This window comes from Nocardia sp. NPDC050408 (genome assembly GCF_044458905.1).
Lineage (GTDB): Bacteria > Actinomycetota > Actinomycetes > Mycobacteriales > Mycobacteriaceae > Nocardia.
The window spans coordinates 415,048-440,176 of sequence record NZ_JBITIL010000001.1 but is presented as its reverse complement, the minus strand read 5'-3'; the positions used below and the strand labels follow the sequence as shown (position 1 = coordinate 440,176).

25 protein-coding genes and 1 pseudogene are annotated in these 25,129 nt (G+C 64.5%); 14 read left to right on the top strand and 12 right to left on the bottom strand.

Translation table 11 applies throughout. From position 1 onward, the window contains the following. Positions 1–337: 337 nt before the first annotated feature. The 4 genes and pseudogenes from cobM to ACIBJI_RS01990 all read right to left on the bottom strand — a co-directional run. Positions 338–1,102 (bottom strand): precorrin-4 C(11)-methyltransferase, encoded by a 765-nt coding sequence (gene cobM / locus ACIBJI_RS02005; protein WP_364340834.1) that lies wholly within the window; start codon positions 1,100–1,102, stop codon positions 338–340. Positions 1,103–1,118: 16 nt separating this feature from the next. Beyond that, positions 1,119–1,544: a PPOX class F420-dependent oxidoreductase gene (locus tag ACIBJI_RS02000; protein ID WP_364340832.1), complete on the bottom strand. Its 426-nt coding sequence runs from the start codon at positions 1,542–1,544 to the stop codon at positions 1,119–1,121. Positions 1,545–1,654: 110 nt separating this feature from the next. After that, positions 1,655–2,272, bottom strand: coding sequence for a LuxR C-terminal-related transcriptional regulator (locus tag ACIBJI_RS01995; RefSeq protein ID WP_396958935.1), 618 nt, complete (start codon positions 2,270–2,272; stop codon positions 1,655–1,657). Positions 2,273–2,637: 365 nt separating this feature from the next. After that, positions 2,638–3,786, bottom strand: a pseudogene (locus tag ACIBJI_RS01990) (sensor histidine kinase); the annotation flags it as partial. Between the two features lie 130 nt (positions 3,787–3,916). Between ACIBJI_RS01990 and ACIBJI_RS01985 the strand changes: the two are divergent. Both ACIBJI_RS01985 and ACIBJI_RS01980 read left to right on the top strand, forming a co-directional pair. After that, entirely contained in the window at positions 3,917–4,975 is a 1,059-nt protein-coding gene (locus tag ACIBJI_RS01985) for an ABC transporter permease (RefSeq protein ID WP_396958933.1), read from the top strand. A gap of 30 nt (positions 4,976–5,005) precedes the next feature. Beyond that, positions 5,006–5,737: an ABC transporter ATP-binding protein gene (locus ACIBJI_RS01980; protein ID WP_396958956.1), complete on the top strand. Its 732-nt coding sequence runs from the start codon at positions 5,006–5,008 to the stop codon at positions 5,735–5,737. Positions 5,738–5,833: 96 nt separating this feature from the next. On the opposite strand, the gene ACIBJI_RS01975 is transcribed toward ACIBJI_RS01980, so the two are convergent. After that, positions 5,834–6,757, bottom strand: a complete 924-nt coding sequence (locus tag ACIBJI_RS01975) for a LysR family transcriptional regulator (protein WP_364340826.1) — start codon at positions 6,755–6,757, stop codon at positions 5,834–5,836. 141 nt (positions 6,758–6,898) lie between these two features. Here ACIBJI_RS01975 and ACIBJI_RS01970 point away from each other — a divergent pair, with 141 nt between their 5' ends. Together ACIBJI_RS01970 and ACIBJI_RS01965 are read left to right on the top strand one after the other, a co-directional pair. Next, complete coding sequence (locus ACIBJI_RS01970; RefSeq protein WP_396958931.1) at positions 6,899–8,326, top strand: MFS transporter; 1,428 nt, start codon at positions 6,899–6,901, stop codon at positions 8,324–8,326. After that, a complete protein-coding gene (locus tag ACIBJI_RS01965; protein ID WP_364340822.1) occupies positions 8,323–9,069 on the top strand; it encodes a 3-hydroxybutyrate dehydrogenase in 747 nt (248 codons plus the stop codon). Before ACIBJI_RS01970 ends, ACIBJI_RS01965 begins: the two co-directional genes overlap by 4 nt. 11 nt (positions 9,070–9,080) lie before the next feature. On the opposite strand, the gene ACIBJI_RS01960 is transcribed toward ACIBJI_RS01965, so the two are convergent. Next, positions 9,081–9,626, bottom strand: a complete 546-nt coding sequence (locus ACIBJI_RS01960) for a TetR/AcrR family transcriptional regulator (RefSeq protein ID WP_364341343.1) — start codon at positions 9,624–9,626, stop codon at positions 9,081–9,083. Positions 9,627–9,767: 141 nt separating this feature from the next. Here ACIBJI_RS01960 and ACIBJI_RS01955 point away from each other — a divergent pair, with 141 nt between their 5' ends. From ACIBJI_RS01955 to ACIBJI_RS01930, 6 genes are read left to right on the top strand one after another with little or no spacing between them, the layout of a single operon-like run. Next, the gene (locus ACIBJI_RS01955) at positions 9,768–11,357 is read left to right on the top strand and encodes a carboxyl transferase domain-containing protein (protein ID WP_396958929.1); all 1,590 of its coding nucleotides are present in this window, start codon (positions 9,768–9,770) and stop codon (positions 11,355–11,357) included. 5 nt (positions 11,358–11,362) lie between these two features. After that, the gene (locus tag ACIBJI_RS01950; RefSeq protein ID WP_364340818.1) at positions 11,363–13,372 is read left to right on the top strand and encodes a biotin carboxylase N-terminal domain-containing protein; all 2,010 of its coding nucleotides are present in this window, start codon (positions 11,363–11,365) and stop codon (positions 13,370–13,372) included. 18 nt (positions 13,373–13,390) lie between these two features. After that, on the top strand, positions 13,391–14,551 hold the full coding sequence (locus tag ACIBJI_RS01945) for an acyl-CoA dehydrogenase family protein (protein ID WP_364340816.1): 1,161 nt from the start codon (positions 13,391–13,393) through the stop codon (positions 14,549–14,551). Next, on the top strand, positions 14,548–15,036 hold the full coding sequence (locus ACIBJI_RS01940; RefSeq protein ID WP_364340814.1) for a MaoC family dehydratase: 489 nt from the start codon (positions 14,548–14,550) through the stop codon (positions 15,034–15,036). Before ACIBJI_RS01945 ends, ACIBJI_RS01940 begins: the two co-directional genes overlap by 4 nt. After that, on the top strand, positions 15,033–15,845 hold the full coding sequence (locus tag ACIBJI_RS01935) for an HpcH/HpaI aldolase/citrate lyase family protein (protein ID WP_397082724.1): 813 nt from the start codon (positions 15,033–15,035) through the stop codon (positions 15,843–15,845). The genes ACIBJI_RS01940 and ACIBJI_RS01935 overlap by 4 nt, the downstream gene beginning before the upstream one ends. A gap of 45 nt (positions 15,846–15,890) precedes the next feature. Then, positions 15,891–17,816, top strand: coding sequence for an acetoacetate--CoA ligase (locus ACIBJI_RS01930; protein WP_397082722.1), 1,926 nt, complete (start codon positions 15,891–15,893; stop codon positions 17,814–17,816). 62 nt (positions 17,817–17,878) lie between these two features. On the opposite strand, the gene ACIBJI_RS01925 is transcribed toward ACIBJI_RS01930, so the two are convergent. Genes ACIBJI_RS01925 through ACIBJI_RS01915 form a run of 3 tightly spaced genes read right to left on the bottom strand, consistent with a single transcriptional unit; the run spans position 17,879 to position 19,540 of the window. After that, positions 17,879–18,715: a helix-turn-helix domain-containing protein gene (locus ACIBJI_RS01925; protein WP_397082720.1), complete on the bottom strand. Its 837-nt coding sequence runs from the start codon at positions 18,713–18,715 to the stop codon at positions 17,879–17,881. Beyond that, entirely contained in the window at positions 18,712–19,233 is a 522-nt protein-coding gene (locus tag ACIBJI_RS01920) for a DUF6879 family protein (protein WP_364340806.1), read from the bottom strand. Before ACIBJI_RS01920 ends, ACIBJI_RS01925 begins: the two co-directional genes overlap by 4 nt. Further along, entirely contained in the window at positions 19,211–19,540 is a 330-nt protein-coding gene (locus ACIBJI_RS01915) for a hypothetical protein (RefSeq protein WP_364340804.1), read from the bottom strand. The genes ACIBJI_RS01920 and ACIBJI_RS01915 overlap by 23 nt, the downstream gene beginning before the upstream one ends. A gap of 456 nt (positions 19,541–19,996) precedes the next feature. Here ACIBJI_RS01915 and ACIBJI_RS01910 point away from each other — a divergent pair, with 456 nt between their 5' ends. The 4 genes from ACIBJI_RS01910 to ACIBJI_RS01895 all read left to right on the top strand — a co-directional run bounded on the left by ACIBJI_RS01910 (position 19,997) and on the right by ACIBJI_RS01895 (position 21,377). Beyond that, positions 19,997–20,308, top strand: a complete 312-nt coding sequence (locus tag ACIBJI_RS01910; RefSeq protein ID WP_397082718.1) for a hypothetical protein — start codon at positions 19,997–19,999, stop codon at positions 20,306–20,308. Between the two features lie 69 nt (positions 20,309–20,377). Beyond that, entirely contained in the window at positions 20,378–20,614 is a 237-nt protein-coding gene (locus ACIBJI_RS01905; protein WP_364340800.1) for a hypothetical protein, read from the top strand. Continuing rightward, positions 20,590–21,063 (top strand): hypothetical protein, encoded by a 474-nt coding sequence (locus ACIBJI_RS01900; protein ID WP_364340798.1) that lies wholly within the window; start codon positions 20,590–20,592, stop codon positions 21,061–21,063. Before ACIBJI_RS01905 ends, ACIBJI_RS01900 begins: the two co-directional genes overlap by 25 nt. A gap of 11 nt (positions 21,064–21,074) precedes the next feature. Next, positions 21,075–21,377 carry a hypothetical protein gene (locus ACIBJI_RS01895; protein ID WP_364340796.1) on the top strand — a complete coding sequence of 101 codons (303 nt, stop codon included), beginning with the start codon at positions 21,075–21,077 and terminating at the stop codon, positions 21,375–21,377. A gap of 200 nt (positions 21,378–21,577) precedes the next feature. Here the strand turns inward: ACIBJI_RS01895 and ACIBJI_RS01890 are convergent, their stop codons facing one another. The 3 genes from ACIBJI_RS01890 to ACIBJI_RS01880 form a co-directional block, all read right to left on the bottom strand. Beyond that, entirely contained in the window at positions 21,578–22,819 is a 1,242-nt protein-coding gene (locus ACIBJI_RS01890) for a TetR/AcrR family transcriptional regulator (RefSeq protein WP_397082717.1), read from the bottom strand. A gap of 183 nt (positions 22,820–23,002) precedes the next feature. Beyond that, positions 23,003–24,289 (bottom strand): TetR/AcrR family transcriptional regulator, encoded by a 1,287-nt coding sequence (locus ACIBJI_RS01885; RefSeq protein ID WP_397082716.1) that lies wholly within the window; start codon positions 24,287–24,289, stop codon positions 23,003–23,005. A gap of 141 nt (positions 24,290–24,430) precedes the next feature. Further along, a complete protein-coding gene (locus tag ACIBJI_RS01880) occupies positions 24,431–25,120 on the bottom strand; it encodes a hypothetical protein (protein WP_396958913.1) in 690 nt (229 codons plus the stop codon). Positions 25,121–25,129 lie beyond the last annotated feature (9 nt).

Here is a 25,129-nt window from a genome sequence, read left to right as displayed (position 1 = left end):
CCGTAACCTCGCTTCCGGAACACCACACGAGCGCTCCCCGATGAACACCGGGACGTGGACGCGCACCTATGCCAGCGTGGCGTCTGTGTTCCCGCGTTCAGTTCTCATCAATCAAGCAAAAAATGTTCATTGGCACTATCTGCCCGCCAGGCCGACCTTGTTACATGGGCGCGACCATGCCCGCCACCCACCGACCGGCTCCGCCGGGAAGTTCAATGCAGATCACCGAAACAATCTACCGTCGTCCTCGCCGCCCGACCAATCAGCTCCCATAGCTGGAAAACATCACCCCAGGCAGCGGGATCATCGCAAGTTTGCTGGGAACCTGTCACCGATCTCACACTGCTTGCGAAGGTCGGTGACGATCGCGGGCGGGGTCATAGAGATGGGACTGGGCGCAGGACAGATTCGGAGTGAGGGCGCGGCCCACGAGGATGACGGCGGCTTGGCGCAGCCCCGCGGATTCGACCTGGTCGGCGATATCGGTGAGAGTTCCGCGCAAGACCAATTGATCGGGTTGGCTGGCTCGATAGACCACGGCGGTCGGGCAATCGGCGCCGTAGTCCGCAATCAGCTCGGCGGCCAGGGGGCGGATCCGGGTAATGGCCAGATGCAGCACCAGCGTGGCCTGGGTCCGGGCGAAGTTCGTGAGTGCCTCGGTTTCGGGCATGACGGTCGAGCGGGCCCGGGTGCGGGTGAGTACCACCGACTGGACCACTTCGGGGACGGTCAACTCGGTGCCGAGCATGGCGGCCGCGGCGGCATAGGCGGGGACGCCGGGGGTGATGTCCCATGGCACGTCCGCCGCGTCGAGGCGGCGGGTTTGTTCGGTGAGGGCCGAATATATGGAGGGGTCGCCGGAGCAGAGGCGGGCGACGTCCTTACCGCAGCGGTGCGCGCGCACCAGATGCTCGGTGATCTGGTCGATGTCCAGGTGTTGGGTGTCGATCAGTTCGGTATCGGGGGCGCAGTGCGCGAGCACCTCGGGGTCCAGATAGGTGCCCGCGTAGAGGCAGACCGGGGCGGTGCGCAGCAGCTCTACCGCGCGAACGGTCAGCAGGTCCGCCGCGCCCGGCCCGGCCCCGATGAAGTGCACGGTCATGCGGGAGAGTCTAGGGCTAGGCCGTCGCGTCGAAGTGGGCGATCACCTTGTCCGGGTGCACCCGAACCACTAGTTCGCCCGGGACGCCGTTGCGCTTGCCGAATTCTTCGGCGCGATCCGCGCCCATATAGCGGCCGGCGATCTCGGTGGCGGTGCGCAGCAGTTCGTCGGGATCCTCGGACAGTGTCACGGTGCCTTGGATCTGAATGGAGGAATACGGCTCTTGCTCGAGGTCGACCACCACCGCGATGCGTGGATCGCGGGCGAAGGCCCTGCCCTTGGCCGTGGCCTTGCCGGTATTGAAGACCAGTTCGTCCCCCTCGAGGACGAACCACACCGGGGTGACCACCGGCCGTCCGTCGGCGGCCACGAATGCCACCTTTCCGGTTCGATTGGCATGGGTCAGAAAGTCGCGCACTTTGGGATCCGAAAGTGAGGCCATGCCCCAACCCTAGAACCCCCACAGCACCGGACAGATGATCACGTGGAAACTGTGGCCGCAAACCGCCTCCGGCGCTGCCGCCGCCAGTTCCACCTGATCTTGATCGCTCGCTAGATGGCGCCTTGTTCGCGGGCGCGGGCGACCGCGGAGGTCCGGGAGCGCACGCCGAGTTTGGCGTAGATGTGGACGAGGTGGGATTTGACGGTGGTTTCGCTGAGGAACAGATCCTTGGCGATCTCTCGGTTCGAGCTGCCGTTGGCGACCAGGCGCAGCACCTCGATTTCGCGCGGGCTCAGGGTGGTATCGGCGCGGCGCACGCGGATCATCAGTTTGGAGGCCACCGCAGGCGACAGCACACTCTCCCCCGCGGCCGCTGACCGCACCGCCGCGAGCAGTTGCACCGGCGGGGTGTCCTTGAGGATGTAGCCGCAGGCCCCCGCCTCGATGGCGCTGAGAATATCGGCGTCGGTGTCATAGTTGGTGACGACCAGGACATTGGGCGGCTTTTCGAGCGCACGTAGTTCGGCGGTCGCGTCGACGCCGGAGCGGCCGGGTCCGAAGCTGAGATCCATGAGCACCAGATCGACCGGGGTGGTCGCGCAGAACGCGACGGCGGCCTCCGCAGTCTGCGTGTCACCGAGGACGGTGATGTCGGGATTGCTCTCGAGTAGTGCGCGCAGGCCCGCGCGCACGATGGCGTGGTCGTCGGCCAGGAGGAGGCGGATCACGTGGGGTGCTCCTGGTCCGTCGCATTTGGTATGCCCGCTGCGGGCGGGTCGGTGTCACTCGGCGGCGACGCGGGTTCGGCCGCAGTCTGTATCACTGCGGGCGTGCTGGGCCCGCTCGGCGGCGACGCGGATTCGGCCGCAGTCTGTATCACTGCGGGCGTGCTGGGCCCGCTCGGCGAAAGCCCGGATTCCGCCGCAGTCCGGACCGCTGCGGGCGGGACGGATTCACTCGGCGCGGACGCGGATTCAGCCGCGGCCTGAACCGCCGCGGACAAGTCGGGGTCGCTCGGCACGGGCGCGGATTTCGCGGGACTCGATGCCGCTGCCGACAGGTCTGTGACCGAGCGGTATTCCGCTGATACGGCCTCCAGCGGAAACGAGACGGTGACCGCGGTGTGGCCGGGTTCCGACTCGACCGCCATTGTGCCGCCCTGCTGTTCGACGCGACTGCGCATGGCGGCCAGACCGAAGGTCCCCGTCGGTGCGCGGTCGAGCACCGATGGATCGATGCCCATGCCATCATCGACCACGTCGAGGTACACATCGGTGTCGGCATAGGTCAGGGTCAATCGCATCCGGCTCGCGTCCGCGTGGCGCACCACATTCGAGACCGCCCCCTGCGCGATCCGAACCAGTGCCGCCTCGACGGGCATCGGCAGGCGCTCCGGCGTGCCCTCGACGACCATCTGGGCAAGCAGTCCGGGAGTCTCGGCGCGTTGACAGATGCGCTCGAGCGCCTGCGCGAGGCTCTGCCCCTCCAGCGCGGCGGGGGTCAATTCCGCTATCAGCCTTCGGGTTTCGGCTAGGTTCTCCGCCGCGGTCTCGCGGGCGAGGCGAATCTGTTGCAGCGCAGGATGCTCCGGTGCCGACTGCTCCGCGGCGTGCAGCAGTAGTTGGATGCTGCTCAACCCCTGCGCGACGGTGTCGTGGATCTCCTGCGCCAGCCGCTCACGCTCGGCCAACTTGCCCGCCGTGCGCTCCTGTTCCACGAGAGTTGCTCGGGTACTGAGCAATTCGTCGATCAGGCGCTGACGTTCGGCGGATTCACCGAACAGCGCCTCGTAGCCGAGCCCGATCCCCACCGCCACGGCCGCGCCGATAATCGGCCCGATCGCACCCGCAACCGACCAGCCGCGGTGCACCCCGAAACCGATCACCGCCACCACGGTGGCCGCACCGACCGCAAGCAGACTCCACGGCCGTGGTAGCAGGTGCAGGTAGAGGAAGAACACACCGAATGCGAGGTATCCGGCATCGGGTGCGAGCACCACAAGTGCGAGCCACAGCACCGTCAGCGCCGCCAACCAAATGCGGATCCCCGCCGGGTGGCGGCCGACCAGCGCACCGGCGAAGTACACGGCCGAGAACGCCGCGGTCAGCGTGAGGACGCCGAGCGGATGTCCGGCACCCGGCAGCAGTGCACGCGCCGCGACCACCACGGCCAGCGTCGTCACCAGCACATGCAGCCCCAACCGCAGCGCGGTGAAGACGGGGGTGAGCGGCGACGAATGCACGTTGTCAGCTTATGTGCGGCTATCCGGGCGGCATCCATCGAAAGGCGTAAAACACCGAACAACCTTCGATCGGGCCGCATACCTCCGCATGCGCGATGGCGGTGACCTCGGAGCGCGGCAGGGTGGTGGCATGTTCGTCGCACTCCGGGATCTGCGGGCCGCACGCGGCCGTTTTCTGCTCATCACGCTGGTCGTCACCCTGGTGGCGCTGCTGGTGAGTTTCCTCAGCGGTCTCACCACCGGACTCGCGCACCAGAACATCTCGGCCATCGAGGCGATCCATGCCGATGCCATTGTCTTCGCCGATAACGGCGCGGATCCCTCCTTCGACACCTCCGCACTGACCGAGCAACAGGTCGAGGTCTGGCAGGCGGCCGCGGGTTCCGTTGACCCGATCGGCATCAGCCGGGCGCAGGGCGCGGTATCGGGTCAGGGTGCAAGGAAACCCGCCCAGGTCGCGCTGTTCGGGACCACCGCAACCGCATTCGGCAACCGCGTCGCAACCGATTCCGGCACTGTCGTGCTCAGCTCCGGCGCGGCCGAGGACCTCGATGCCATCACCGGTGACACCGTCACGTTCGGCGCGGGCACCTTCCGCGTGGCCGCGGTCCAGGGCGACGATTGGTACAGCCACACCCCCGTCGCCTGGATGACACTCGCCGACTGGCAATCGGTGAGTCCCCGCGGCGGCGCCGCCACGGTGCTCGCGGTATCCGGCATCCCGAATACCGCCTCCGCCAACGCATCTGCGCATACGACCTCGACCAGTGTCTCCGAATCGCTGTCGGCGTTGGGTTCCTACAAAGCCGAAAACGGTTCGCTGACACTGATGACGGTGCTGCTGTTCGCCATCTCGGCGCTGGTGATCGGCGCATTCTTCACCGTGTGGACGGTGCAGCGCATGCCCGATATCGCGACCCTGAAGGCACTCGGCGCGACATCCGGATCGTTGGTCCGCGACGCCCTCGCCCAAGCGGCGATCGTACTGATCGCCGGTGTCGCGGTCGGACTCGGAATCACGGTCACCGCAGCAACATTCATGGGCGAGGGACTGCCATTCGTACTCAGCCCTTCGACAACCCTGTTCCCTGCGGCGGTCCTGATTTTCCTCGGCCTGGTCGGCGCGGCCATCGCCCTGCGCTTCCTGTTCACCATCGACCCGCTGACCGCACTCGGTGCGACCCGCTGACCTCCGGAGACCCGCATGACCACCGCGACCATGACGAAAACCGCTCTCACCGTCAACGAAACAACCCTCACCTACCCGGACGGCGCAGGCCGCCTCACCGCACTGAACAACGTGAACCTGCATGTCACCGGCGGCACCATCGCCGCGATCACCGGCCCCTCCGGCTCCGGGAAATCCAGCCTCCTCGCGGTAGTCTCCACCCTGATCCGCCCCGACTCTGGCGAGGTGACCCTCGAAACACGTTACGGCACCGTGGATTTCGCCACATTGACGCGCCGCAAGGCCGCCGCCCTACGCCGCTCGTCCATCGGCATCGTCTTCCAACACCCCAACCTCATCCCCGCGCTGACCGCCGTCGAACAACTAGAGGCCATGTCCCACCTCGGCCAGCATTTTTTCACCTCTCCCATCCGACGCCGCGGAACCCGCACCAAGGCAATGGAATTACTCGACGCCGTAGGCCTGGCCGACCAACACTCCAAACGCCCCGCGCAACTCTCCGGCGGCCAACGCCAACGCGTCAACATAGCTCGTGCCCTGATGAACGACCCGGCCCTCCTGGTCATCGACGAACCAACCAGCGCCCTCGACACCGAACGCGGCACCGCCATAATCGACCTGATCCTTACCGTGTCCCGCACCCACGAAGCCGCCACCCTCCTGGTAACCCACGACCACACCCACCTACATCAGATGAACGCTGTCTACCGCATGGTCGACGGCACCCTCTCCCTCGACCGGGCCAACGGCCACGCCGCCTGAAACCTGCACGTCCGCCGGGATTTTCCGCGCGAGCCCGCCCCTGCCGGACCGCACGGATACCCGACCCTTGACGACATCACGAAGGCTGTCAACCGATTACGCCGATAAGCCGAGCAGCACATTCCGCTGATCCCGCACCCGAACCTGTATCGCCTCGACGACCGCCGCCACCTCGGGCCTGCGCAATGTCTCGGTGCGAGTGACGAGCCAATAGGTGAGGCGAATGGAGACTTCCTTTCGAAGCACTCGGATCAAGTCGTCGTGGCGATCGGCCATAAAGCATGGCAGCAAACCGAGGCCCGCAGCTGCGCGGGTTGCTTCGACGTGCACGAAAACATTTGTGGAAGTGACGGATTCACGCATGGCGGGTCGGAAGCTGGAAGCCAGGTCCAACTCGTCCACCTGCAACATGGAATCGATGAAGTAGACCAACGAGTGGCGCGCGAGATCCCCTATGGCCGTCGGTGTTCCGTGTTCACGGAGATAGTCGCGGGAACCATAGAGACCGAGACAGTAATCGGCCAACCGAATAGCCCTTGCGCGGTGCACTTGCGGCTCACCCACCACAACTTCGATATCCAGACCGGACCGCTGCTGGGAGGCACGCCGAGTCGCCGCCACGATCTCGACCGAGATCTTCGGATGCCGCCGCTGCACCTCCGCGGCGGCCGGTGCCGCCATATAGGCACTGAACCCGTCGGTCGCCGAAATCCGAACCACACCCTCCAGCACCCGCATGCCGTCGGCATCGGTAGCCAGGGACTTGACCGCCGATTCCACTGCCTCGGCCGCCGCCAACGCCTCGCGCCCGAGATCGGTCAACTCCCAACCGCCGGTCACCCGGGTCAGTACCCGCCCACCCAGCGTCTGCTCCAGTGCGGCAATGCGGCGCGAGATGGTGGTGTGGTTGATCCCCAGCTCCTCGGCCGCCGACACGAAGCGCCCGGAGCGCCCCACGGCGAGCAGAACCAGCAGATCATCCGCGCTGGGGCGGCTGGCACCCGGTGCGGCCGAACTCATATCTGCATTCTTGCAGATGCGCACTGCACAACTGGTTATTGCGGCCGAAGATATGTGCACGAATACTCGTGCTGACCACGAAATGTGGGGGCCGTCACATCTGCTTGCCAGATGTGGCCCCGGTCATGAAGGAGATGTTCGATGAGTGTGCGCGATGCGATGCGGCCGACGGGAAACGATCCCGGCGGGGTACCGGCCGGGCTGAGGCGGGTGGTGGCCGCGTCCATGGCGGGCACCGTCGTCGAGTGGTACGAGTTCTTCCTCTACGGCACGGCCGCGACGCTCGTCTTCAGCAAGGTGTTCTTCGCCAAGGACACCAGCGATCTCGACGCGATCCTCGCCGCCTTCATCACCTACGCCGTCGGTTTCGCCGCACGCCCCTTGGGCGGTGTCGTCTTCGGACATTTCGGTGACAAATACGGCCGCAAGAAGCTGCTGCAGTTCAGTCTGGTGCTCGTCGGAAGCGCGACCTTCCTCATGGGCTGTCTACCGACCTTCGCCCAAATCGGTTACTGGGCACCGACATTGCTCGTCGTCCTGCGATTCATTCAGGGCTTCGCGGTCGGCGGCGAATGGGGTGGCGCGGTACTGCTCGTGGCCGAACACAGTCCGAACTCCAGGCGCGGCTTCTGGGCTAGCTGGCCGCAGGCCGGGGTGCCGGTGGGCAATATGTTGGCGACGGTCGCACTACTGGCGCTGACCTCGACGCTGTCCGACGCCGCCTTCCTCAGCTGGGGCTGGCGTGTGGCGTTCTGGCTGTCCGCGGTGGTCGTGCTGGTCGGCTACTACATTCGCACCAAGGTCACCGACGCACCCATTTTCGTTGCGGCACAGCAGGAAATCGAACAGATCAAGGCCAATTCGCTCAGTGTCGTCGAGGTGCTGCGGCGCTACCCGCGCGGTGTGTTCACCGCCATGGGGCTGCGATTCGGCGAGAATATCCTCTACTACCTGGTGGTCACGTTCACCATCACCTATCTCAAGGTGCACGTGCACGTCGATACCAAGGTCATCCTCTGGTGGCTGCTGGCCGCACATGCCGTGCACTTGGTCATGATTCCGTTGGCGGGCAGCCTTTCCGATCGCTTCGGCCGACGGCCGGTGTACCTGGCCGGCGCGCTCACCGCGGGCACCTGGGGCTTCTTCGCCTTCCCCATGATGGACAGCGGCCATAACGCGATCATCATGTCCGCGATCATTATCGGCCTGGTATTCCACGCCTTCATGTATGCGGGCCAGCCCGCGATCATGGCCGAGATGTTCCCCACCCGGATGCGGTATTCCGGTGTCTCCCTCGGCTATCAGGTCACCTCGATCGTAGCTGGATCGCTCGCCCCGATCATCGCCGTGCGCCTGCTCAATACCTATGGGTCGGCGGTACCGATCGCCCTGTATTTGGCTGCGGCCGCGGCGATTACCGCGATCGCCGTCCTGTTCGCCCGCGAAACGAAGGGCATAACACTGGAGAGCATCGACACCGCCGACGCGGAAAACCTTGCCGCGCAATCGGCACATACACCGGCCGAAACCGTCATGCCGGAGCCGAGCGCCAGCGAGGCGCAGGCATGAGTGATCTGACCGGACGTTCCGCCCTGATCACCGGCGGCGCCAGCGGCATCGGCGCCGCCTGCGCCAGAGAACTCGCCGCGCGCGGCGCCATCGTCACCATCGCCGATATCGATGACGTGGCCGCGAAGGCACTCGCGAGCGATATCGACGGAAAAGCCTGGGCCATAGATCTTCTCGACGTCGCGGCACTGGAAAATCTCACCCTGGACGTGGACATCCTGGTGAACAACGCCGGTGTACAGAGCATCAACCCGATCGAGGACTTCCCGCCGGAGCGATTCCGGAACCTGATGACGCTCATGGTCGAAGCGCCGTTCCTGCTCATCCGCGCGGCACTGCCGCGGATGTACCAGCGAGGTTTCGGCCGGATCATCAATCTGTCCTCGGTACATGGATTGCGCGCGTCCGAATACAAGGTCGCGTACGTGACGGCCAAGCATGCTCTGGAGGGCCTGTCCAAGGTGACGGCGCTCGAGGGCGGCCGTCACGGCGTCACGAGCAATTGCGTCAATCCCGGATATGTTCGAACGCCGTTGGTGGACAAGCAGATTGCCGATCAAGCCAAGGCACATGGCATCGACGAGCAGCAGGTGCTGGAGCGGGTGCTGCTCACCGAGAGTGCGATCAAGCGGCTGGTCGAGCCGCAAGAGGTTGCGTCACTGGTGGGTTGGCTCGTCTCACCCAACGCGGGCATGGTCACCGGCGCGTCCTACACCATGGACGGCGGGTGGACCGCCCGGTGATTCCGGCGGGCCTAGCCCAATGCGGACAGCGCCATCTGTCGCAGGACCGGCCGGGCCCGGGTGGCGGTGGCATTGGTCGCGCTGTGCGGCGTGGAGTTCATCAAGCCGAAGCCCGCATGGGCCTGCACCCGCGCGGTCTCCTCCGGCAGTTCCGGATGCAACTCCCGCAGCACCGTCACCCAGATCTCGACATACTGACGCTGGGTGCGCCGCAGTTCTCGTCTGGGCCCGACCGGCACGTTCTCGAGGTCGCGGTCCTGGATCCGGATGAGTTCGGGCTCGCCGAGCGCGAAGTCCAGATGGAAATCGACAAGCCCGTCCAGCGCCTCCCGCGCCGACCCGGTCCGCGCCACCACCGCCTTCCCACCCGCGAGCAGCCGCTGACTGACCCCGATAAGCAGTTCGACCAGCAGCGCCTCCTTATTCGGGAAGTGCCGGTAGACCGCCGGGCCGCTGATCCCGACGGCCGCGCCGAGGTCGTCCAGGCGCATGCCGAGGAACCCACGATCGGCGATGAGCCGGGCACCCGCATCGAGCAACTGCTCCCTGCGCTGCATCTTCAGTTTTTCCCTGCGGGTGAGCGTGCCGGGGTCGGTGCTGGTCACACGCCCTCCTTTCAGCACACCTGGACATCTCGGTTAATCAACATTAACCTGAATTCCAGTTATCGGCGACTAACTGGATGGCAGGACGGCGTGATGACGGTGACCGAACAGGTCGGGGTCGACAACCGCACGGCACATGGGGCGCTACTGGAGGATCTACGCGCCCGGCTGGCCGCTGCGGCGCTCGGCGGGCCCGCGAAGGCGCGCGAGCGACATGTGGCCCGCGGCAAGCTGCTGCCCCGGCAGCGGGTGGATCAGCTGCTCGATCCGGGCAGCCCGTTCCTCGAGCTCTCGCCGCTGGCCGCGACCGGCATGTACGACGACGAATGCCCCGGCTCCGGGATCATCACCGGCATCGGGCGGATTTCCGGGCGGGAATGTGTGATCGTGGCCAATGACGCCACGGTCAAGGGCGGCACCTACTACCCGATGACGGTGAAGAAGCATCTGCGCGCCCAAGAGGTCGCATTGCAGAACCAGTTGCCCTGTGTGTATCTCGTCGACTCAGGCGGTGCGTTCCTGCCGCGCCAGGACGAAGTGTTCCCGGACCGGGAGCATTTCGGGCGCATCTTCTACAACCAGGCGACCATGAGCGCCAAGGGAATTCCGCAGATCGCCGCGGTACTCGGTTCCTGCACCGCCGGTGGTGCGTACGTGCCCGCGATGAGCGACGAGGCGGTGATCGTGCGCAATCAGGGCACGATTTTCCTCGGCGGACCGCCGCTGGTGAAGGCCGCGACCGGGGAAGTGGTTACCGCCGAGGAACTGGGCGGTGGCGAATTGCATTCGCGCACTTCGGGAGTCACCGATCATCTGGCCGAGGACGATCAGGACGCGCTGCGCATTGTGCGCCGCATTGTGGCCACGCTCGGCCCGCGCCCGGCCAGCCCGTGGGAGGTGACGCCGACTGTCGCGACCGCGAAGCCGGAGTCAGAACTGTACGACGTTGTCCCGGTCGATCCGCGCACGCCGTACGACGTTCGCGAGGTCATCCATCGGCTGGTCGACGGTGGCGACGGATTCCACGAATTCAAGGCCGAATACGGCAAGACGCTCGTCACTGGATTCGCCCGCATCCATGGCCATCCGGTCGGCATCATCGCCAATAACGGCGTGCTGTTCAGCGAATCCGCCATGAAGGGCGCGCATTTCATCGAACTGTGCGATAAGCGCAAGATTCCGCTGCTGTTTCTGCAGAACATCACCGGTTTCATGGTCGGGCGCGATTACGAAGCGGGCGGTATCGCCAAGCACGGCGCCAAGATGGTCACCGCGGTCGCGTGTGCGCGGGTGCCGAAACTCACGGTGGTGATCGGCGGATCCTATGGCGCGGGCAACTATTCGATGTGCGGGCGCGCGTATTCACCGCGTTTCCTGTGGATGTGGCCCAATGCGCGGATTTCGGTAATGGGTGGTGAGCAGGCCGCCTCGGTGCTGTCGACGGTGCGCGGGGATCAACTCGACAGCAGCGGACAGCCGTGGTCGGCCACGGACGAGGAGGCATTCAAGGCGCCGATTCGGGAACAGTACGAACATCAGGGCAATCCGTACTACTCGACCGCGCGGCTCTGGGACGACGGCGTCATCGACCCGGCCGACACCAGAACCGTACTCGGACTTGCCCTTTCGGTGTGTGCGCAGGCACCGCTCGAACCCGTTTCCTACGGCGTCTTCCGGATGTGATCGCGATGATGAACAAATCCCATCCCGTCGATTTCGACATCGTGCTCGTCGCCAACCGCGGCGAGATCGCGGTGCGGGTCATCCGCACCTTGCGCGCCATGGGCATTCGCTCGGTCGCGGTCTACAGCGACGCGGACGCGCAGGCCAGGCACGTGCGCGAGGCGGATATCGCAGTGCGCCTGGGTCCGGCTCCGGCCCGGGAAAGTTATCTCGATATCAAGAAGGTGGTCGCCGCGGCGGTGCGCACCGGCGCCAAGGCCGTGCATCCGGGCTACGGATTCCTTTCCGAGAATGCCGCCTTCGCGTCCGCGCTGGCCGAGGCGGGCATTGTGTTCCTCGGGCCGCCCGCCAAGGCGATCGAGATCATGGGCGACAAGATCGCGGCGAAGAACACCGTCGCCGCGTTCGATGTGCCCGTGGTCCCCGGTATCGCCCGTCCTGGCCTCAGCGATGCCGAATTGATCGACGCCGCAACCGATATCGGCTATCCGGTACTGGTCAAGCCATCCGCCGGTGGTGGCGGTAAGGGTATGCGACTGGTCGAGGAGCCGTCGGCATTGCCCGCCGCGCTGGCCAGCGCCCGACGCGAAGCAGCCGCGGCATTCGGTGACGACACCCTGTTCCTGGAGCGATTCGTCACCCGGCCACGCCATATCGAGGTGCAGATCCTTGCTGACCAATTCGGCCACGTGATCCACCTCGGTGAACGCGAATGCAGCCTGCAGCGGCGGCACCAGAAGGTCATCGAAGAGGCGCCGTCGCCACTGCTGGATGCCGCGACCAGGGCGCGCATCGGCGCGGCAGCCTGCAATACCGCACGCAGCGTCGACTATGTCGGTGCGGGCACGGTCGAATTCATCGTCTCCGCCGATCGGCCGGACGAGTTCTTCTTCATGGAGATGAATACCCGTCTGCAGGTGGAACATCCGGTCACCGAGCTGGTCACCGGGATCGATCTGGTGGAGTGCCAGGTACGCGTCGCGGCCGGGCAGAAGCTCGCGGTGGACCAGGATGAGCTGCGGCTGGTCGGACATGCGATCGAGGCGCGCGTTTATGCCGAGGATCCCGGTCGCGGCTTCCTGCCCACCGGCGGCACGGTGCTCGACTTGTCCGAGCCCGAAGGCGCTGGTGTGCGGGTGGATTCGGGCCTACGCATCGGCACCGTCGTCGGCAGCGATTACGATCCGATGTTGTCGAAGGTCATCGTGCACGCCGCCGATCGCCATACCGCGCTCGCGAAACTCGATCGAGCACTGAGCGATACCGTTCTGCTCGGGGTCACCAGCAATATCGAGTTCCTGCGCTTCCTACTGGCCGACCAGGATGTGGCCGCGGGGAAGCTCGATACCGGTCTGCTGGATCGTCGTGTCGGCGACTTCCGGCCCGCCACCGTCGGGGACGAGGAGTTCATGGCTGGCGCCGCCTATCACTGGCTGCGGCGCTGGCCTGCGGCGGCGAGCGATCCGTGGGATATCCCGTCCGGGTGGCGCATCGGCACGCCCGCGCCGACCACCATCAGGCTCGCCAGCGGTGACCGCACCGAGCACGTCTACCTGACCGGCTCGCCCGACGCGGCCGACGTGCACCTCAACAGCGGCGAACCAGTTTCGCTCACTGCTGATTTCACCGACGGCAGGCTGGTCCTGACGCTGGACGGTGTGCGCCGGGATTACCGTGTCGCGGAGCACGACGGACAGCTCTGGGTGGCCGGCCCCTCCGGTGTCGCGGTATTGCGCGAGGTTGCCGAGGTGAATGTCCGCGGTGGCGCCGAACATGTCGGCGACGCCGAAATCCGCAGTCCCATGCCGGGTTCGGTGATCGCGGTACCGGTCGCCAACGGCGCCACCGTCGCCGTGGGGACCCCGGTCGTCGTGGTCGAGGCCATGAAGATGGAGCACACGCTCACCGCGCCGGTCGCGGGCACCGTTGAAGTCCTGGTCGAACCGGGGGTTCAGGTCCGCCTCGACCAGCCGCTGGTGCGCATCGCCGCGGCCTCCACCGAACCCGAACGCTGAGCGAGAAGGAATTTCCGCATGAGTGACTTTCTGTCCACCGGCACACTGCCCGAGGACTATCGCGACCTAGCACTGACGGTGCGCGATTTCGCCAAGTCGGTAGTCGCGCCCGTAGCCGCCGAACACGATGCGAACCATACGTTTCCGTACCAGGTCGTCGCGGGTATGGCCGATATGGGCCTGTTCGGCCTGCCGTTCCCTGAGGAGTACGGCGGTATGGGCGGCGACTATTTCGCGCTGTGCCTGGCGCTCGAGGAACTCGGCAAGGTCGATCAGAGTGTCGCGATCACGCTCGAGGCCGGTGTCTCGCTGGGCGCCATGCCCATCTATCGCTTCGGCAACGATAAACAGAAGCAGGAATGGCTGCCGCAGCTGACGAGTGGCCGCAATCTGGCCGCCTTCGGACTCACCGAACCCGGTGCAGGCAGCGATGCGGGTGGCACCAGGACCACCGCGGTCGCCGATAGCGGCGAATGGGTCATCAATGGCAGCAAGCAGTTCATCACCAACTCCGGCACCGATATCACCAAACTGGTGACGGTGACCGCGGTGACCGGACAGTCGGGCGGCAAGAAGGAGATCTCGACCATCCTCGTGCCCACCGACACCCCCGGCTTCGTGGCTGAACCGGCCTACAACAAGGTCGGCTGGAATGCCTCGGATACGCATCCGTTGAGCTTCACCGACGTGCGGGTGCCGGAGGAGAATCTGCTCGGCGAGCGCGGTCGCGGCTACGCCAACTTCCTGCGCATTCTCGACGAGGGCCGCATTGCCATCGCGGCGCTGTCGGTCGGCGCGGCCCAGGGCTGCGTGGACGAGAGCGTGCGCTATGCCAAGGAGCGCGAGTCCTTCGGTCAGGCCATCGGCCGCAACCAGGCCATCGCCTTCAAAATCGCCCGCATGGAGGCGCGCGCCCACGCCGCGCGCACCGCCTATTACGACGCCGCCGCACTCATGCTGGCGGGTAAACCGTTCAAGAAGGAAGCCTCCATCGCGAAGCTGGTGGCCAGCGAGGCGGCCATGGACAACGCCCGCGATGCCACCCAGATCTTCGGCGGCTACGGCTTCATGAACGAATACGCTGTGGCCAGGCACTATCGCGACAGCAAGATCCTGGAGATCGGCGAGGGCACAACGGAGGTACAGCTGATGCTGATCGGACGGGAGCTGGGCCTGTGACGGAGACGGACGCCCCACGCCGGGTGGTGCAGCGCGGCCTGTGGTTCGAGGAGTTCGAGATCGGTGTGGTGTACGAGCATCGACCGGGCCGGACCATCACCGAGGCCGATAACGTTCTGTTCACCACGCTGACCATGAACACCCAGGCACTACACCTGGACGCGGCCTTCAGCGATCAGCTGCCGCCGTTCCACCAGCGCCTGGTGAATTCGATGTTCACCCTCTCCACCCTGATCGGCCTCTCGGTCGCGCAGCTGACCCAGGGCACGATCGTGGCCAATCTGGGCTTCTCCGAAGTCGCCTTCCCGAAGCCGCTGTTCCACGGCGACACCATGTATGCCGAGACGGTGGTCACCGATAAGCGCGAATCCAAGAGCCGTCCGGGCGAGGGCATCCTCACCTTCGCGCACACCGCTCGCAACCAGCATGGCGATATCGTGGCGACTGCGGTACGCAAGACATTGGTGCGCAAGGAGCCCGCATGAGTTGGCAAATCCCCGGACCGGCCTGGCTGTTCTGCCCGGCCGACCGCCCCGAACGCTACGAAAAAGCCGCCGCGGCGGCCGATGTGGTGATCCTCGATCTCGAGGACGGGGTCGCGGCCGGGGATAAAGCCGCCGCGCGCAAGGCACTCGTCGGGACCGAGCTGGACCCCGAGACCACCGTGGTGCGGATCAATGCCGTCGGCACCGATGAACACGAATCGGATCTCGCGGCATTGGCGCGGACCCAGTATCGACGGATCATGCTGCCGAAAGCCGAATCCGCCGAACAACTCGACTCACTCTCCGACTACGAGGTGATCGCGCTGGTCGAATCGCCGCTCGGCGCCATGGCTGTCGGACAAGCGGTATCGGCGCGCAATGCGATCGGGGCCATGTGGGGTGCGGAGGATCTGGTCGCCGGGCTCGGCGGCAACTCCAGTCGGCATGCCGATGGCAGTTATCGCGATGTGGCACGCCATGTTCGGTCGACGACGCTGCTCGCGGCCAAGGCGTACGGCAAGTTCGCGCTGGACTCGGTGTATCTGAATATCCGCGATCTCGAAGGGCTGCGCGCCGAAGCGGTGGACGCGGTCGCGAGCGGCTTCGACGCCAAGGTGGCGATCCATCCGAGCCAGGTGCCGGTCATCCGGGCGGCCTACGCCCCGTCCGATGACGAAATCGACTGGGCTCGAAGGGTACTCGACGAAGTCCCGAACCATCGGGGCGTTTTCGCATTCGAGGGCCGTATGGTCGATGCCCCGGTGCTGCGCCATGCCGAGCAGATCGTGCGGCGCGCGAACCACACCTGATTTTTCGAAACTCAGCCAGGAGGTAATGCGGTGCAACCACAATGGATGCCGACCGAATCTGATATCGCGGAGGCGAGCATCACCGACTTCGCCGGGTTCGTGGCTGCCCGCACCGGACATTCCGCGCCGGATTACCGGTCGCTGTGGCAGTGGTCGGTCGACGATCTGCCCGGCTTCTGGGGTGCACTGTGGGATTACTTCGAGCTCGGTCCGATCGCGGGCGAGGTGCTGGAAAGTACCGAAATGCCTGGCGCGCAGTGGTTTCCGGGCACTCGGCTGAATTATGTCGATCAGGTCGTACGACAATTTCGCACCGATCGGCCCGCCATCATCGCAGTGACCGAGGATGCTCCGGCGCGGGAGGTGTCCTGGAGCGAATTAATCGACAGCACAGCCGCATTCGCGCGCACACTGCGCTCGCTCGGCGTGCGGCCGGGTGATCGGGTGGCCGGATACCTACCGAATATTCCGGAGGCGGTGATCGCCTTTCTGGCTACCGCGAGCATCGGTGCGGTGTGGAGCGCCTGCGGTCAGGACTATTCGCCCAAGGCGGCGCTGGACCGGCTCGGCCAGCTCGAACCAACCGTGCTGATCACCGCCGACGGCTACCGGTTCGGCGGTAAAACGCATGACAAGCGCGACGATATCGCGGCCTTGCGGGCGGGACTCGACACCGTGCAGACCACGGTCGCCGTCTCCCAGCTGGGCCTGCCGGTTCCGGACGCACTGGCCTGGACCGAGGCGGCCGCCAATACCGAGGCCGTTGTCATCGAAACCGAGACGGTCGATTTCGACCATCCGCTGTGGATCGTGTTTTCCTCCGGCACCACCGGACTGCCCAAGGGCATCGTGCACGGGCATGGTGGAGTCGTGCTGGAGCATCTCAAAGCCGTTGCGCTGCAAGCGGATATCGGACCCAACGACACTTTCTTCTGGTACACCAGCCCGAGCTGGATGATGTGGAACTTCCAGGTCGCCGGACTGCTGGTCGGTGCGACCATTGTCTGCTACGACGGCAGCCCCACCTACCCGACCCCGGATGCACTGTGGCACATCGCATCCCAGGTCGGCGCGACCGTACTCGGCACCAGTCCGGGCTACGTGCTCGCCTGCATCAAGGCGGGTTCGGTGCCGCGCACCGACCACGACCTCACCGCGCTGCGGCAGGTCGGCATCACCGGTTCGTCACTGCCACCCGCATCGGCGATGTGGTTGAGCGACAATGTCGGTGACCACGTGCAGGTTGCCTCGATCAGCGGCGGCACCGATGTGGTCTCCGCCTTCATCGGCGGCGCGCGGACCGTACCGACCTGGCCGGGCGAGCTTTCCGCGCCCTACCTGGGTGTCGCGCTGGAGGCCTTCGACGCCGACGGCAAGTCGGTTCGTGACGAGGTCGGCGAACTCGTCATCACCAAGCCGATGCCGTCCATGCCGGTACGCTTCTGGAACGATCCGGACGGAATCCGTTACCACGACGCGTATTTCGACATGTTCCCCGGCATCTGGCGACACGGCGACTGGATCACCATCACCGAACGGGGCAGCATCGTGGTGCACGGCCGCTCCGATTCCACCCTCAACCGCCACGGCATCCGCATGGGTAGCGCCGATATCTACCAATCCGTCGAGCGCCTCCCCGAAATCACCGAGGCCCTCGTCATCGGCGCCGAACAACCCGACGGCGGCTACTGGATGCCCCTATTCGTCACCCTCACCCCGGGCACCGCCCTCACCGACGACCTGAAAACCCGCATCAACACCACCATCCGCACCGAGGTCTCCCCTCGCCACGTCCCGGACGAAATCATCGTCGCCCCCGGCATTCCGCACACCCGCACCGGTAAGAAACTCGAGGTCCCCATCAAAAAGCTCTTCCAAGGCGCGGACCCGACGCGCGTCGTTGAACGCAGCGCGGTCGACAATCCGGACCTGCTCGACTGGTACGCCGCCGTCCGCCCGGCCCGGAACTGAACCGGCAAACTGACCGTGGCTGCGCTGTCGAATATCCGACCCGGATACGGCTGGGGAGAGGGCTATCCAGACCGGGTTTCGATAGCCTTCCGAATGAGTGTCCGCGCCGCTTCACCCGTTGCGGATTGCCTAGCGAGAATATCGAACGCCCGACCATAGAGAGAAATATCCCGTGGCTGGGTAATGGTGATGCCTGCCGTATGGCCTTCAACCTTTACCATTCGGTTGTCGAACATAAAGAAGTTATCCACCACAACCAAGCCTTCGGCAGTGTTTGGAACAATTCCCAGAGTCACTCGAGGCATACCGATTACCGAATATAAACGGTCGAGCTGGCCAATCATCACCTGATCGTTCCCGAAGGTGGTATATAGCGACTGTTCAGCCATCAGTATATGGAATCGTTTACCCTTTTGATAAAGGACACGTTGCCGCTCCATTCGCTTTGAAACGGCTTCGTCCAAATCGTCGGGAATCTGATAGAACGCTATGACGTTTCTCATGATCGCTGTTGCGTAATCGGCCGTTTGGAGTAGGCCCGACACTACGGCTGACTCCCAGTTCCGAATGAACGTAGCTTGTGATTCGACCTTCATCGTCTGCTGCTGCCGACGCTTCATGCCTGTACCGAGCAGTTGACGCCACTCACCATATGCACTGTCGATGTTATGCAGCGTGGCCAGGAGGTCTTCGAGCTGATCACTGGCGTCACAGTGACGGCAGTAAGCGCGGACGACGATATCTGACACATGCAGTCGCGCGTACTCGTACTTGCTGACCTTCGACTCGTGCCAGCCCTCGAGGCGGGCGAGCTCCCGGCCGGACATTCCGGCGCGTCGCCGAATTTCCCGTAGACGTTTACCGAGAGCTTCCCGCGCTTCCTGAACTGAGCTGGTCACTGGATAGAAATCACCCGCGCATACTCGTCGTACGGCGTCGCCGAATTCCAGAGTCGATCCCGGACACCCCGACAGTACGAGACAATCGCCGGATCGTCGGTTACCGCCGACCCGCCAACCGCGCGGCCGTCCATATCGGAAAGGTTGAATGCCACAGTTTGGTAGTCGACCAACCACCAATCATCTTTTGGTACTTCCCCGGCAAGATGACGGGGAAGATAACGAATCTCCTCGCCAGCTTCCACGTTGAACGCTGCCATCGTGAGCGACCAGCGCTGGTAGTCGCTGTGCGGAACAGTGACTACGCGAACCCGTTTGAACGATACCCCGCGTGTCACAAGTTCCTGAACGAAATTAGACCAGCCCTCGTACCATTTCCGATAATCGAATGGCTCATTGGTCAAGAACTTTTGGAAAGGCTCGTCTTCCGATGGCACTCCGTACGAGTCCCGGACCTCCAAATGGAATGCTTCGTGTCTGGATTCCGTCAGAATTTCACGAGTCGGCCGGAATTCCAAAATAGATCCTTTCTGCCTTCGGAACCTCGATAGCTGTTTCGTAGTCTTCCATGGTCATCTGATCCAGCGTCTCCTGGTCGGTGACCAGTCGGCCGGACAGAGTGAAGGTGCCGCGTCCGGTATCCCTCATCGGTGCCCCGATGTATGTGCGAGGTTCAGCGAACCCGACCAAAAGGTGCGGGATCTCCACAGTTTCCGCCTGATCGGTCCGCCATCCGAGGACGACGTACGAGCCTTCGTCGGTGGCGAACAGCGTCGGACAGCCGTCATGATTCGATCCACCCTTGCCGAGGTAACGCAAGCGCATGGCCGCAACTCCTGTCTATAAGTGTGCTGCTCTTTGCAGCACATTCGACCATGTTCCCTTCTCCCATGACAGCATGCACCCAAATCGCACAGACATTGGCAAGTATTGGCACAATTCTGGTGTCCGCCGGTCAGTCGTTCGTAGCGTCGGAGTCGGCCCCGTGACATGTGACGCCAGCCGGTCACGGGGTGCCTACCAAGGATGCGGCCGAGCGGAGGAGAGCACCCGTGTTGAACAAACGACGGTCACAGCCTGATTGTGTTCTGCCGCAGCGAAACCCGTTCGTCGGCCTACCACGGCCCGAGCGTCAAGGCTGGTGGCAACCGCCTCCCGCCGAAGTGATCGAACTGTTCGTCGTTGCGGTCAATCAGTGGAGTTACCAGACCGACCCTGATGAATCGTCCCGGTGCCGGGGTTCGGAGTCCCCGGCACCGGGCGCACCAACAGGGAGGCGTGATGCGTCGAGTTGAGTTGCGGACCGCGCAAACCGAGGACGGTCACAAGGTCGCGGTGTGGCAGTTGGTAGCGCGTATGCCGCGTGTCCTGCGTGTGCAGTTTCCTACTGAGCATTTCACCGCTTACCGAGTGCCGTCTAAGACACCGCTCTACGGAGCGCAACCCGGAACGATCATGTTCGACGGGTATCCGGATTTGGCCGATGCCCGGGAGATGCTTCCAGAGCACGAAGACCTGTGGAACATCCTGCGCGATGACTACTGGGCCGTGCTGCTCAGTACAAGGGGTCTTCCAAATCCATTGGGGGCGTGAAAATGCCGTCCGATCTCGTTCCGTCTCGTTCCGTCTCGTTCACGGGAGATAGCTCCTTCGGTACGGGCGTTGTTCGCGCAGTTCCATGAAGAGACTATTCAGAAGCTCGCCATTGCTCCGATCGATAGCGACCCGATCTACCAGGCTGCGGACGGCTCGCTGAGCGGGGTTGAGGACGGCTGGATATCGGACCCGGACACCGACCTAGACAAAGCCGATGCAATCACGATCCAGCCGACCAGCGTTATCGATAGAGAAGTTTGCGCGATAGGGGAAAGTCCTTGCAGTACAACATTTCTCGACTAAGCGTCATCGCCGCATTGCTCGGTGCGACGCTGATTTCCGGCGACGTCGCGAGCGCCGATCCGAGCCAACCATGGGTCACAGAGGCGAAGAAGACCATATGTGACAACGGCTTCAGCCCTTGGACCACACCGACGGTTTTGCCGCCCAAGATCGAAGGCTACGGCTGGGCAAAATGCGATCTCCCTGCCGATGGCGATCCTGGTCTTACGCATAACTACTACCTGAGCTTGCAGCGCCGCAATTCGTCTGGTGGCTGGGATTCCGTGGGTGAGCACATCCGAACCAGCCTTGTACCGTGGACCCGCCAGACCTACACGGCCAGCGCGCCTTGTTCGGCCGGATACTGGCGGATCGTCTCGTCGGTGAGCGGTACCATCCAGGGCAAACAATACGGGCCAATCGAAACCGTCTCCGATTCACGGGTCGTCACAGCGGCCGAATGCGGATAGAAGGGGATGACATGGATCTGCCGAATGGACGCCGTTACGCCGAGTACATCGGCCCAGTCAGCACGCGCGAGCGGGTAGCCGGTTTGGTGCGTGCGCTGTCGCTGGAATTGCCGCGTCGGCGGAAGCTACATCCGCAGGACGCGGGCGGCGGGTACCAAGGCGTTCGCCGAGAGTTCGGCCGCTGGGTCGTGCGACCGATGACCGGCCCGGGTTCTCGCCGTTGGGTCAGCAAGCCGCACTACGCCACCCGCGCTATTCCCGGGAACGACCGCGAAGCGGCAACCGACTGGATGCTCGCGACTCTCGGACTCTGACAAGTCCGACATAGACCACAGCCCCCGGTTGCTTTCGAGCAATCAGGGGCATTGTCGTTCAGCGCTGCCTTAAAAGCTACGGACAGCAACCGCATCGCCTACCTCCATGACGGTCTCCCCGTATTAGCCCGTCGTCCTACTGCCGAGAACTGAACCGGCGGACGATCGCAACGCCCGGTCGTGGACGCGTTGTCGCAAACCTAGCGGCCGAAGAGGATGACCCGCATGAGGTGCGCAACTCGCTGCTGCGAGCACAGCGGGTTTTCCGGTCCGAGCCACTGCCCGAGGTCGACCACCAGTGCCAGTGCGGCGTGCACCAGCACACGCGCCTCGGCCGCGGATAGCTCCGGCCGGACTCCGATGAGCAGCTTGGCCCACTCTTCTACGTTGAGCCGCTGGATATTTCGCAGTACGGTGCGAACCTCCGGCGGCACATTGCTGATCTCCGCGTAGTACACGAAGGTCAGCTCGCGCTCGGCGAACGAGCCCTGCACGTACAGCTCGATCAGAGTGCTCAGTGCCTGTTCCGGGGTATCCGATGCGGCGATGGCAGGTCCGATGGCCGCCGAAACCCGGTCCGCCGCACGGCGAAACGCGGCTGCGAGCAGATCGCCCTTGCTGCGGTAGAAGCGGTACACCGCTGACGAGGCGGGCATGCCCGCGGCATTGGCGATATCCTCCACGCTCACATTGGGATACCCGTGCTCATGAAAGAGCTCGATGGCCCGCACCAACAACAGCTCGTGTTTGAAGGTGAACGGAACCTCCTTCACGCCAAGGGATTCGGTGTCATCGCCGGGTGTGGGCAGATCACAAGCGGTCACCGCATGACAGGCCGAGCGCAGCAGTGCCGCCAGCGCGCGCACCGGCACTGCGACATGGTGATCGGAGATGCTGCCGATCACGCTCATCGCGGCGGCCGAGAGCACCGCCCGATCACGGTCGGGCAGTTCGGGTCGGGTCTCGGCCAGCAGTTCGCGGGCCACTGCATCGGTGGTGATCAGGTGATCGATGAGGGTCTGGCGATCGGGATCCTCCAGATACCGGTTCTGCCAGCGCAGCAGTGCGGCGCTGCGGCGATTCGCGATGGAGGCCGCGATCAGGGCATCGAGGATGTGGTCGAGGCGTTCGGCGGCCGGCCGGTCACGCAGTTGTTCGGGCAGGCGCACGGCCTCGGTGCTCAGCCCGGCCAGCCGCAGCGCCTCCTCGCGGAACAGGGCGTATTTGCTCGGATAGTGCCGATACAGTGCGGTAGAGCTGATATCGAGGCGCGAGGCGATATCCTCCATGCTCACGCCGTGGTAGCCGAATGCGCCGAAGGCCTCGGCAGAGGCGGCGGCGATCTGCGCCCGTCGGTTGCGCGGGCGGCGGCGCACCTCCCGCGATTGCGCGGCGCGGCCTGCGGTCGCGTCCTCCGGCGCGCGACGATCCTCGGCATCCATCCCGCGATGTTAGCCCAACCGGACGCTTGCTCGGCGTCTCTTCCCAGTGCTGAAATCGTATTGAATAGAGGATCACAAAAATATGCTCTTACATGGCGTCACTCCGCTAAACGCGCGTAGAATACTCACTAACATACTCGGCAAAAGCGGCGGGCAGCATATCGAGCTGACGCGGGGCGCGGACTACGAGCGGGCCGGGCGGCCGAACAGAACCATCTGCATGAGCAATCGAACCCGGGCCGGGGAAGCGATCGGTTCGGCACTGAAGTTGCGCCCCAAATCGACCACCAACGCGAAGGCGGCGTGGATCAGGAAGCGGGCCTCGGCGGGTGAAAGCTCCGGTCGGACATCACGCAGCAGCCGCGCCCACTCTTCGACGCTGAGCCGCTGGATATTCCGCAGCACCGTGCGCTCATCGCTCGGAACATGCTGGAACTCTGTGTAATACACGAAGGTCAACGCGCGCTCGGAGAACGAGCCCTCGACGTACTGTTCGATCAATGTGGTCAGCGCCTCTTCGGCGTCGGCCGCCGCCGCTACCGCCGGGCCGATCGCACCGGAAACCCGGTCGGCGGCACGTCGGAACGCGGCCGCGAGCAGATCACTCTTTCCGCGATAGAACCGATACACCGCCGAAGCGGCGGAAAGTCCTGCGGCAGTGGCGATTTCCTCGACGCTGACATTCGGGTAGCCGCGATCATGGAAAAGTTCGACGGCCTTGCGCAGCAACAGCTCATGTTTGAACGAATCCGGAATCTCCGCTGCCACCGGCAGTTCGGCATCGGCTTCCAGCGCTGGCAGCTCGGCGGGCACAATCGACCAGCAGGCCGAATTCAGCAGTCGGGCAAGGGATTTAGCGGGCAGACTGGCATGGTGATCGGCGATGCTGGTGATCACGCTGAGCAGGGCGGCGCGCAGCACCCGCAGCTCGTCCTCGGCGAGCTCCGGTCGCAATGCGGCCAATTGCACACCGATCGCGCCGACGACGGCGAGCTGCTGGTCGGTGAGGACCGTCAGATCCTCCGGCTCGAGATAGCGACCCTCCCACCGCACCAGGGTGACCGTCGGCCGATTCTCGATCGTGACCGCGATCAGGGCGTCGAGGACCTGACGCAGCCGTCGCTCCGACGTCCAGCGTTCACCCACCCCGCCGACTCCGTCGGCTGCCATCCCCCGGCCCGCCGCCTCCGGCAGCTCGACCGACTCCGTCATGGCCCGGCCCACCCGCAGTAACTCCTCCCGGAACAGCGCGTACTTGCTCGGATAGTGCCGATACAGCGCCGCCGAACTGATCCCGAGCCCGGACGCGATGTCCTCCATGCTCACACCGTGATAGCCCAGCGCGCCGAACGCGGCCGCCGACGCCGCCGCGATCTGGGCCCGCCGATTCTTCGGCCTACGCCGAATCTCCCGCGGTGCCGAGTCGCCGCTGACCGCCTTGCGCGCCGTACGGCGATTGTCGACACTCATGCCGCCATGGTATCGACAACCTCGACCGCCCCGGCTGTCCAGGTCGGTCTGATTTGCCCAGGTGGGGCGCGCAGTCGCCGGATCGACCAGGTACTGAACGATCGGTATGGTTTCGGCGTCGGGCCTCCCGCCATACCCGGGTTAGGAGCGTGGCGGCGTGGCAAGGGGTGAGTTCACCTTGTTGACCAGCCAGCGCCCGTCCACCTTTTCCAGGCGCATTACCATGGACAGTTGACCGGGGGCCGGCTTGCCCTGGGTGCCCATGCTGGTGATGGTTTGGCCGATTACCACGATCGCCTCGGCGGAATTCGTGTCGCCGGATTTGATTGCGCACTGGACGTCGTTGACCTTCGAGATCACCTCGCCCTGGGTGAGCACATCACGCAATTCTTTGCTGGTGCTGTCGAATTGCTTCTTCCAGTCACCGGTGGCGCCGTCGAGCACTGCGGCGAAGTATTTGTCGAGATTCTTGGCGTCGTAGTCGGCGAGTACAGGGGCGTATTGGCAGGCAGCGAGGCGGGCGTCCTCGCGGGCGGTGACAATGGCCCTGTTGTCCTTGTTCTGGAGGTAGTAGAACACCGTGGAGGCTACTGCGGCGACGAGCAGTAGTGCGGCGGCAGCGCGGTAGCCGATCGCGGTGCGATTGTTGGGCGTGCGGAGAAATCCGAACCGTTTGGCTGCAGGCACTTTCGAACCCACATCTGGCGTGGCGTCAACATTCGACGCCGCATCCGCGTCGATATCCTTGCCGAGCGAGACGGTAGCCTCCGGCACCTCGGCCTGCGCATTCTCGATTTCGTTATCGGCTGTATCGATCGTTGGCTCGCTCATAGCTTCTCG